The organism is Alteromonas sp. MmMcT2-2 (assembly GCF_022348305.1).
In the GTDB taxonomy this organism is placed as follows: domain Bacteria; phylum Pseudomonadota; class Gammaproteobacteria; order Enterobacterales; family Alteromonadaceae; genus Alteromonas; species Alteromonas macleodii.
In genome coordinates, this window is sequence record NZ_JAKRFA010000082.1 from 1 (window position 1) to 8,748 (window position 8,748).

Below are 8,748 nucleotides of genomic sequence, written 5' to 3' on the forward strand. Positions count from 1 at the left end.
CTTGGCGGTGTCCCCCGTTTACTTGTGCCGGATAACCTGAAGTCAGCCGTTACCAAAGCCCACCGTTACGCGCCCACACTGAATGAAAACTACGCAAAAATGGCGCGGCATTATGGCTGCGCCATTGTGCCTGCACGACCTTACAAACCCAAGGATAAAGCCAAAGCTGAAAATGCGGTACTGATTGTTGAACGCTGGATATTAATGCGATTACGACGGGAGTGCTTTTACACTTTAGCGGGCCTTAACGCACGTATCAAAGTGTTAATGGAAGAGTTAAATAATCGGCCGCAGCGCTTACATCCAGGCTCTCGTCGTGAGCAGTTTGAACTGCTCGATAAGCCCGCCTTGATGGCACTACCTGGGACTACGTATGAGTATATCGACAGTAAACGGGCGAAGGTGGGGCCTGATTACCATGTGTTGTATCAAAAACACGCTTACTCTGTACCGCACATCTTAGTGGGTAACACGGTGACCATCGAGGCGAGTGGCAGTGTGGTCAGCATATATCATCACAATCAACTGGTGACACAGCACGCTAAATCAGCAAAAGACGGTGGCTTCTCAACCCAGAAAGAACACATGCCCGATAGCCATGTAAAACAACGCTTCAGTGCAGAGCGCTTACTGCACTGGGCCGAGAATATCGGTGTGGGTACGCGCGGTGTCGTGCAGTGGCACATCCATAGCCGACAACACCCAGAGCAAGCGATTAAAAGCTGCCTAGCTATCCTAAACCTCACTAAACAACATGGTGCTGCGCGGCTGGAAGCCGCTTGCCAAAAGGCATTGCTGCTAGAACGCCCGCACAGAAGCGTAGTAATGAACTTACTCAAACATCACCAAGAAAGTGTACCGAGCACGGCGGTCGAGCAAGATGAACAACCTGTTACCCACCACAATATCCGCGGCCAACATTACTATCAATAGGATAACTCATGACACAATCTCAACTACAAGAGCAACTGCGTAGCTTACGGCTTGGGCACTTCGCTCAAGCGTTACTGCAACAACAAAGCCAAGCGACAACCTTTGATGAGATGAGCTTCGAGGAACGCTTGGGATTACTGGCACAGCACGAAATTCACTGTCGTCAAGACAGCAAAGTGAAGCGTTTACTGCGCCAAGCAACCTTGCGCTTAGAAGCTCACGCCAGCCGATTGGAATACCGTGCAGAGCGCGGTTTACGAAAAGATAAAGTCGCCACACTATTAAGCGGCCAATACTTACATCACGCCCACAACATTATCGTTACTGGTGCAACGGGGTGCGGTAAAACGTACTTCGCTTGCGCATTAGCCAGGCAAGCCTGTGAGCAGCATCATACAGTGCGATATTACCGACTTGGGCAACTTCTTGATGAGCTGAATATCGGCCACGCCGATGGCAGTTACCGACAACAGCTTGCGCAACTGGCTAAGAAAAAGCTACTCATCTTGGATGACTGGGGCATGGAAAAACTAAATGCACGACAAGCTAATGACTTACTCGATGTAATGGAAGAGCGCTATCAAAACACCAGCACTATCATAGCAAGCCAACTGCCCGTTACCGAATGGTACAAACTCATCAGCAACCCCACTGTGGCAGATGCATTACTCGACCGTTTACTGCACAACAGTCATCGAATTGAACTGGCTGGCGAATCAATGAGAAAACTAGACCAATCCGATCACTTAAGGTAAAACTGGCAAGGACGAAAAAGAAGAAGAAAAAGTGATCGGATAAAACCGAAACGACCGATCGGATTCACCGAAATACGCACAATATACTGCCGTTTTAGGCCTAATTTCGCCCCTCATCCGGGCTATTCCCTGGTTTCAGACAGATCTTGGCTGTCGTCGTAACATCTGGTCTACTTTAAACAGGTTCGCCAAGGTGAATAGCATGGCTAACTGTGAGTCATTTTTCGTCAGCCCTTTATAGCGTGCTTTGATAAAGCCGAACTGACATTTGTAAGCGAGGTTATAAAGAGCTTCGAGCCTTGTTTATTCATGCAGCTAGGGCGGTGATGTCACGACCCTACAAGACAGGAAAAGTCTATGGTGAGTGGCTGATGAACTTACGCGCTACAAAGCCATTCAACGTTGTTACCGTCGCTTTGGCGAATAAGCTCGCCCGAATCGCATGGGTGGTCATGAAGACGAGGCAGGCGTTTAACAGCAACGGGTTTGCAATGATAAAAGTGATGACGAAAACGGTAGAACCACTGGATAAAAACCTGACACAAAAAACAGCTTACAGAAGCTTTGGCCTTTTTTGAGGATAATCCAGCGCGGATCTCATCGTGGAGCGGGTTGCGAAAGCGCCTAATCAGACTCCGAATACATTAGCGCATAACCAACCCCGTTATCGAAGTTTATTATTGCAATAACGAGGCGGACCATACATTTTTGTAAAGTAAGGTCGTATACGACACTTACCTGTAATCAAAGTACAACGAGGATGCATTGTGGAAAATATTCATCAGGATTTTATAAGAGATCTTAACGAAGCCACTGAGACGACATTACTCATCGAAGTCTATAAACGGCATGTTGAGGCAATGAGACGTCACAATGAGGCGTTTGATGAATATGCTGTATGCCGCGATGTCTTTGATGAAAAACTCACTGACAGGCAAACCAATGTCATTCGTGTCGATGCCAAAGCAGATCAGCCTAATCAGTTAATGTCTCAGATCTACGCGTTAGTCGGCGCAGATTTGAAGCAACGTGCATCCATTGATGCTGCATTAAAACTTGCCATTCATGTGTCGACAATGGGGCTATCTGAGCTGGTAAACAGCAGTATTTCAGATGCGATCTCTAATACGGTCAACGAACTGGTTGATGGCATTGGCAGCAAGATCACCGACTTTATCTCCTCCCGCGCGGAAGCGGAGCTGGTCAATGCGGCCGGCGACAAGTCATTGGAAGCAATCGAAGGCACAGACGCGACGAACGTCAAAGGAATGGAGCTGTTTTTAAGTCACGACGCCAGAAAACAATTACTGGAGTTGGCTTCCAGCGCTCCGGATGTGTCAACGCCACATGAAGCGATGCAATACATCGTCAAGCTGATTGAAGTATTGGGAATAGGTGCGCCAAAACTGATTGTGATAAACGATCCGTTTAGTCTTGATGTCGCGTCCTTGGCGCTGTGCTCATTGATGTTATCCCATGCCAAAGATAAAAAATTACAGGGCGAAACCTTTCCGGTATCCATTGTATTTAACTATACCCATCACCAACCGTTCGATAAGACCGATGACGCTTCAAAACAAGGAAGCCTTATAATCCGACTGCGTCATATGGTGCAGCGCTACGGCATGCTTGAAAAACCCGGCACCAACATCCCGACACCCGCGGTGAATTCATCTGTTTTTGTGGGGCGACATGACGAGCTTGCGTCGCTCAGTCAGCGCCACCATGCGTATATGGAAAGTGTGATAAATCGCAGCGACATCGCCCATCATTGGGAACTGATAAGCGGTGAGCCAGGGGCTGGTAAAACGGCGTTGGCAAACCAACATATCAGTAGACTCTCTGACTATGATGATAAAAAGGATACTGCACAGATACGGTTACGCCTGCTTAATCAAATCGGTCACCAGTCACAAAATACAGGGTTGGCATCACTGCTGCAGTCGATACAGCGCGAAGCGCTGAGGTTAACCGAGTATTACGATGCGCATAACAGCTTCCTCTATAAGGTGGTAAAGAACAAAATTGATGAATTTCGCGATGTCGGCGATAACATCAAAGAGATCTTCACCAAAGGCTCAGTCAGCAGCGATAACGTTCACGCACTGGCAAAGTCGATTGCCTCAGCAACGCACTACGGCACCCTCTTTGATGCGGCTAAGTCAGCAAAAAACAGACTGTCCATGGACCGCTACGCGAACGCGATAGGTGAGTCAATAAAAAAGGAAAATAAATCTGAAAAGGAGCAGCAGTTTGAAAGACTGTTAGCGGCGCTGTCGAAGCTGAAGCGACTGACCAGGGAAATCCATCCCGACGCGAAAACGATGCCAATCATGTTGGTCATTGATGATATCCAGTGGATAGATGAGCTGACTGCCGAGTTTATTACTGAGTGGCTAATGCCGCGTTACAGTATTGAGTTTGTGGGGACCTGTCGACAAGCGGATGCCGCGTTGTTAAGAAAAAAGACGAGCGACCAGCATGAGACTCGTCCCTTTACACGCGCATTGCTGTCGCTATTCGGACTGACAGAAGATGATGTGTCGACAACGTGCTATGAGACCAATATTAAGGGGATGGCTCGAGGCACGCTGACGTCACTGATTGAAGCGGTGTTCAGTAACCCGGATAAACGTGATGTCTCCCCTATCAGCAGCGCATTAATTGCACAGCTCAATGAACGCGATAATGAGCATGTGAACACGTTGTTTGCGATAGAAACGCTTAATCTTTTAAGCGATAAAGGTTTTTATCAGGATAAGGATGTTACGCCGTTATTTATTGAAACCACCCGCGGCCAGTATTCAATAAACAACATTCCGGCGTCAGCGTTTCAAAGCTGCATTGATACTGTATTTGGGCAGCTTAAGGACGCCTACAATGATGCGTTTGCCCAGGATGAGATGAAGCAGGATGCAAACATAGGCTTTACGTTATCGTCCTATGCGGTCATGGAAGAGCGGCTTCATATCCTAATGCAGTACTTGGGCGATTTCGGGGATATCGCTAATTTTACGCTGCAGATCGCATCCATGATTTCCGCGCCGTTTAGTTCACAGTTAGTTGACGATGTTATTGCGCATCTGAGGGGCCTGGATGAAACCGCGCACCCTGAATTGGCGCCGCTTATTAACATGTTAAAAAAGCAGCCCGAACGGCATTTATCCACCGAACATTATCAGATCCTTGAAGAGGTGCTGGAGATTGTCAAACGTGTCAGAAACGAAGACATGCATACCTTTACGCACAATCTGTATACCACCTTTTTGCGTCAAAGTTGTCTGAATGTGCTAAAAGATACGCTGGGTACATCAGATAAGAAGATCATCGGTGAATGTATTGCCGTCATTGCTCAATACCTTCATCAGCAAATTGAAAACATCGAGTTAACACATGATGCGACGACACGGACATATCAAAAAACAATTTACCTCACCAAGTCGCTGAGCGCGCTGCTGCAATTTGCCCATGACACATTTGGTATGTTTATTCATGAAAGAATACATATCACGTACGGACTTGCCGTGATTCTGGGAAATATGAACAGGTATAGCGAGTCATTAGAAGTGTTTGATGAAGTTGAGAAGCTTTGCAACGTGCTAGAAAGTAGCGATGAAAAACAAGAAAACGTCGCCATGATTTTTGGTGAGGAGTTTAACTTGGAGCAGGCATCCATTGATATCACAGAAGGTAAGATGGATGTCTGTCATTTTCTTGGTAGGCATGAGGATGTGAAAGCACTGTATCAGCGCGCACGCAATATGGTGGAAAATAACACTCAACTATCTGTCGACGAAAAAGATAGCCGTATCATCGGACTGCTAAACACCTTAGGCAATTCTTATAATAAACAGATTCAAGTAAACCATGCAATAGCCGTACAGAAAGAAGCCATGGAGATGGCAGAAAAGCTGTATCAGCGCGATCCAGAAATTCATCAAGATATCTACGTTAAGACTTTGTTTGGGATGGCAAAAGGACACTTAGCCGGCCTGAATTACCAGGCAGCTGCGCCCTTTGCTTTGCAGGCGTTTGAACAAACTAAACAATTAGCTGATGCAAATAGAAGTGCCTGGCTGGGTGGTTTTGTTAATGCCGCAATACTTTACGCGTCTATATGCAGTAAAACAGGAGAAAATGCTCAGTCTATTGACGTGCTTACGCAGTTACTACCCATCACTGATGGCTTACAACAAAGAAATCCCGATATCTGGCTTGAAGACCATGCTTGGGTTGTACACACACTGACAATGAGCTATCTACTTGCCGGCGCAATGCCAAGTGCAAAGCAAGTCATAGAGTCAGTGATGCCGCTGCTTGAATCTGAGAAAGAAAAATCAGCAGAATTGCCCGGTCACTATCTCAACGTGAAAGCTATGCATATGACATGCCTGCTAGGGACCGGTGACAAAGAGGGCGCGGTGCGGGTAGCGGAATCACTTATCTCTTTGACCAGAGAGGAGCAGTTGGCAGGTCGCAGTGATATTGCATCTACCGTGAACACACTGTTGTCATGTGCGTCGGCTTTTCTCAGATACAAGATGTTCGAAAAAAGTGAAATGCTCATTGATGAGCTCATCACGATGCTTGATGAGCAAGAAGAGATAGAAAGTTATCATGCCTACATGAAGCTTCAATCGTTTGCTTTGCTTGCAAATACACTGCTTGAAAAAGGAGAGATCGATAACGCCGTCAGTATTGTAAAAAAGGACATTATCCCTTCTTTAGATGTCACGTTCTCCATGCTCAAGGGTGTCGAAATGGAGTACGTCAGTGTTTTATCTGCCAGTGGCAAGGTGTTAAGAAAAAACAATGACATTGAGCAGTCAGAACATCTTCTGTTAAAGGCGCTCAATATCATTGAGAAGGAAGGCGACGTTTTTGAAGTGTCCACACTCACCGCGCAAACCTATTTTCAAATCGCGAAGCTCTACCGTATAACCAAAGATATGTTACGCGCCGAGAAATTCGCCGAAAAAGCACTTTCGAACTGTGACGATATACTTTTAATGAATAGCGCTGCGTTCGATAGCCACCATACTGCGCTCAGTCTGCTTCGAGACATCTACTGTCAAACAGGAAGAACGGAGGAAGCAATCACCCTGTACCAGCGATATACAGACACGTATTTTGCGTATTTTGCCAAAGCGCCAGTGGAACACGCACGAAAGGTTGAAGACTTTTTCGTTAAGCTGGGCAATATGCAACATTTAATGAAAGATGAAAAAGGCGCTCAACACAACAACCTCACCGTGTGTTTCAATAAGTATTGGGGACTGCAATTAACTGAAACTAAAGAAGGCATACCGGAGTGCGTCAATGCGGTATTCGGCCTGCTTCAGGCTATCTACGACCGAAGTGATGACAAACTGTTTTGGTCACTTGCGGTTAAGCATATTAGAAAGCTAACTGCGTTAAGTACAGAGATATGGGCAGGTCATTTGGTAGGAGCAAGCTTTAGTCATGCGAATCTGTACGTGGAAGATGATAGAGAGGAGATGATCAAAACACTTTATGAACTCGTTAAGGATATGGAAAAGTTTGCTCTTGATGAGCGCGAGGATACAAAAGATAAATTTAAAATGGCGTTATTCCTCGTTGTAAACGAAATGGATTTCGATGACGATCTTGATGAGGCACAAAGATTGGCCGAGCGATATCTCGATATCAATGACAATGCATTTAACGAACAATACGCTGACGTGATGATGATGCTTGTTCGCATCTCTTATAATCAACACCGTATTGAAAAAACGGACACCTTGGCAGGCATTCTTGAGAGCGAGCTTCACGAACACCAGGAGCTCGAATGGGTACCAGCTCAGCACGCGATGCTATATATGCTGTGGACTAATCTCCTTGATGATCAGGATAGAAATAATGAGGCGGCTGTGAAAATCAAAAAAGCGGACCAGATTATTGAAAAACATGGCCTGCATGACTATCGCAGTGGCACAGATCTGTGGGATGACTACCTATGAAGGTATTAAAAGCGAAAATTAGGAAAAGCCAAAATTAGCGACTATAGTTGTTATCGTGTTACCGAGTTGCATTGGTATCTGGAGATCTTGCCCGTCTATGACGTGTATTAGCTCAGAGTTGATCTGACAGTTACCCGTTTTTCAGGTGTCGCTGTCAGATTAGATTTGAGCCAAATTCTTTTCAGCCCAGATCTGTTTCCCATCGACTAATGTTTCAATTGGCGTTCTGCCACAGCACATTTTGCTCTGATGAGTTCGTTCATTGTTGTAGTAATCCATCCATTCGTCCAGATCTTTCTGGAGTTCTTCGAATGAGCCATACAGTTTCTTGCGGAATGTGACCTGGTAAAACTCATTTAATATCGTCTTATGGAAACGTTCACAGATACCGTTTGTCTGCGGTGACATCGCTTTGGTTTAGTAACCGTCTGCTGATCTACACCTTGCCCGATTTAACATTCCAGGGCAACAGGGCTTCGACATTGTCTGGCGATGCGGCTAAGTGTTCCAGACAATGCATGATGTAATCAAATGGGGTTAAGCCATTGGCCTTGGCCGTCTCAATGATGCTGTAAAGTATCGCACTGGCATTGGCACCGCTTGTTGCGTTGTTGAACAGCTAATTCTTTCTGCCAATGACAAAGGGCTTGATGGCTCTCTCGGCGCGGTTGTTATCGATGGCCAGGTTGCCATCATCGACATAGCGAACCAGTTTATGCCATTGATTCAGACTGTAGCCAAGCGCTTTACCCAGTGCAGTTTTGGGTGGTAACTGCAAAGCCGATTTGTCCAGCCAGGTTTTGTATTGGTTGAGCAGGGGAAGTGATTCGGTTTGCCTGACCTGATACTTCTGCTTTGCTGACTGGCCTTTGAGGCGGGTTTCAATCCGGTATAACATCTGGATATGGTTCAGTGCTCAGTTGGCTTTACCGGTTTTAGCCTTTGCTTGTGCCACTTCGGCCTCTTTGAACTTGCGTCTGGCATGGGCCCAGCTTGCGACAGGCTAAGCCTGAGAATAAAGGAGGTAACTATGCTGTAACCAAAATTATTCGTTGAATTCCAGAGGGTTCAACTCCCTC

The 8,748-nt window shown here is 46.2% G+C and carries 2 protein-coding genes and 4 pseudogenes; 4 read left to right on the plus strand and 2 right to left on the minus strand.

The genetic code is table 11. From position 1 onward, the window contains the following. The 4 genes and pseudogenes from MHM99_RS20440 to MHM99_RS20460 form a co-directional block, all read left to right on the plus strand. Positions 1-933: pseudogene (locus MHM99_RS20440) on the plus strand (IS21 family transposase); the annotation flags it as partial. Positions 934-941: 8 nt separating this feature from the next. Further along, positions 942-1,688, plus strand: coding sequence for an IS21-like element helper ATPase IstB (gene istB / locus MHM99_RS20445; RefSeq protein ID WP_187448069.1), 747 nt, complete (start codon positions 942-944; stop codon positions 1,686-1,688). Positions 1,689-1,954: 266 nt separating this feature from the next. Then, positions 1,955-2,161, plus strand: a pseudogene (locus MHM99_RS20455) (IS110 family transposase); the annotation flags it as partial. Between the two features lie 294 nt (positions 2,162-2,455). After that, complete coding sequence (locus tag MHM99_RS20460) at positions 2,456-7,669, plus strand: tetratricopeptide repeat protein (protein ID WP_187447802.1); 5,214 nt, start codon at positions 2,456-2,458, stop codon at positions 7,667-7,669. Between the two features lie 159 nt (positions 7,670-7,828). On the opposite strand, the pseudogene MHM99_RS20465 reads toward MHM99_RS20460, so the two are convergent. Both MHM99_RS20465 and MHM99_RS20470 read right to left on the minus strand, forming a co-directional pair. After that, positions 7,829-8,086, minus strand: a pseudogene (locus MHM99_RS20465) (integrase core domain-containing protein); the annotation flags it as partial. A gap of 19 nt (positions 8,087-8,105) precedes the next feature. Further along, positions 8,106-8,660 (minus strand): annotated as a pseudogene (locus tag MHM99_RS20470) (IS66 family transposase); the annotation flags it as partial. Positions 8,661-8,748 lie beyond the last annotated feature (88 nt).

Coding starts and splice junctions, on each gene's coding strand:
- istB (WP_187448069.1), top strand. CDS start 942: ATGACACAATCTCAACTACAAGAGCAACTGCGTAGCTTACGGCTTGGG.